2 protein-coding genes are annotated in these 1,744 nt (G+C 51.4%); both read right to left on the bottom strand.

Annotated features, from left to right (window positions below):
- Window positions 1-181: 181 nt before the first annotated feature.
- Window positions 182-625: a DUF2871 domain-containing protein gene (locus NQ014_RS10775; RefSeq protein ID WP_257075334.1), complete on the bottom strand. Its 444-nt coding sequence runs from the start codon at window positions 623-625 to the stop codon at window positions 182-184.
- A 91-nt stretch (window positions 626-716) separates the two neighbouring features.
- On the bottom strand, window positions 717-1,472 hold the full coding sequence (locus NQ014_RS10780) for an SDR family NAD(P)-dependent oxidoreductase (protein WP_257075336.1): 756 nt from the start codon (window positions 1,470-1,472) through the stop codon (window positions 717-719).
- Window positions 1,473-1,744: the final 272 nt, after the last annotated feature.

Consider the following 1,744-nt stretch of genomic DNA (forward strand, 5'->3'; position numbering starts at 1 on the left):
GGCCATCGTGGTTATCCCTTTCGAGGAAGTGTGGTTATGGAATCGAAAGGTACTACGGTGGTCGCCTCATGCATTCATCAGGCCCTCACCGATAGTCACAGATACACCACGCTAACGGACGCAACCCGCCTTATCGCCTACGCCGAATCAGCTATCCGGCTCACGCATTTCCACTGGAAATTTATACGGCCGCGTTGGCCTTGCGAACCTCGCGTTCACGACTCTTCAGCGCCTTATTGAGAAGCATAAAGAACCACACAAAGCCGACCGTCAGGATGATGTGACCGAGTCCTGCAATTCCCGAGTACATCGCACCCCAGGCCTCCGGGCCTGAAACAACGTGCACGATACCGTTTGCCACCATCATGCCAATCGTCCAAACAATACCGACGTTCTGGACAATGAACCAGCGATCAAATCCCTTGACAGCTGAAATATTGAACTGCCCATCCAATGCCAGCGCAACCAAGAAAAAGATTGTGCCAAGAACAAGGAAATGCGTGTGCAGCGTATTGAGCTGCGTTTTATCCCCAAAATCCATCGCACGAGTAAATTCACGATAGAAGACGCCAGAAAACAGACCAAGACCAAGATAGACCGAAGCAGCTGTGAATAACTTACGCATACTTCGTAGCCTACTCAGATAACGCTGGCTTCTAAACGGACTAAACCCAGGGGGTTAAACGAAAGTTTGATACCGCGAAACTAGAGCAGCCTCAAACTAACCGCGCGAATCGAGCCACCGCACGTTTCGGCGCAGATTTAAATAGGGCCATCACTAACCCATATAGGCCGGGCGCTACCTCTGCCCGACCCCTCTCCGCTGCACGTAACGTGCGCTCCACCAGATAATTGAGATTCTGCTCCGGCATAAGACGCAACTTCACCGACTTCGCCTGCGTCACGACGTCCCGGAGAGCGGTGGTCTGAACCTTACCCGGGTAGCAAATAGTGACAGTTACTCGATGAGGCTTTAATTCCTCTCTAAGACAGATACCCCAGTGCCGAATAAACGCTTTCGATGCTGTGTACACCGCGAGCCCTGGTGTTGGTGCTACAGCTGAGATCGATGAAACGAGAATGATGTGGGCATTCTTTTCGAATAGATCGTTTAGAGAGTAAACCGCTGCGACCGTTCCGCGAATATTCGTCTGTATCATTTGATCAGCCTGCGAAAAGTCCTGGGTATTAACATCGCCATAATTCGCATACGCGGCATTGAGGATTAAATAACCTATCGTCGCGTGATGGCGCTCGACATGATTCCGGATTTTATCGCCAAAATGATCATCGGACTGGTCTAGACGAAGATATCGTAGACGCGAACCTTGGCTCCTAGAGTGTTCAAAGTCCTCGCTGGAAGAATCATCGTTGTAGCTACGAGAGATACACCAGATTTCATCCAGGTCCGGACGTAGTTGCCAAAGTTTATCGGCGAAGACGGCGCCTATGCCCCGAGATGCACCAGTCACGATTCCCACTCGCATGCATTCGACGATACAGCTGACTGGGTCGAGCAATTAAAACAGCGCCGACGAAGAATGCTGTATAGGAATGAGCATGCCACCAGAAAGATACGCGGTAAACTAAAACGCTAGTTAATTCCGTTTACCCGTGGGTAAAACAAAAGGTGGGCCGCGGCAGCCCCCGCCCCACACAGGGGATTTGGCTGCAACGACCCACCAACAAAAAGTATTTATGCCGGCGGCGACCTACTCTCCCACACCCTCCCGAGTGCAGTACC

It is taken from the genome of Corynebacterium sp. 5QC2CO (assembly GCF_024580435.1).
GTDB lineage: Bacteria > Actinomycetota > Actinomycetes > Mycobacteriales > Mycobacteriaceae > Corynebacterium > Corynebacterium jeikeium_D.

What these genes read in the sequence shown, in the direction of transcription:
- NQ014_RS10775 (WP_257075334.1), bottom strand. Translation starts at nt 625, where the DNA reads ATGCGTAAGTTATTCACAGCTGCTTCGGTCTATCTTGGTCTTGGTCTG.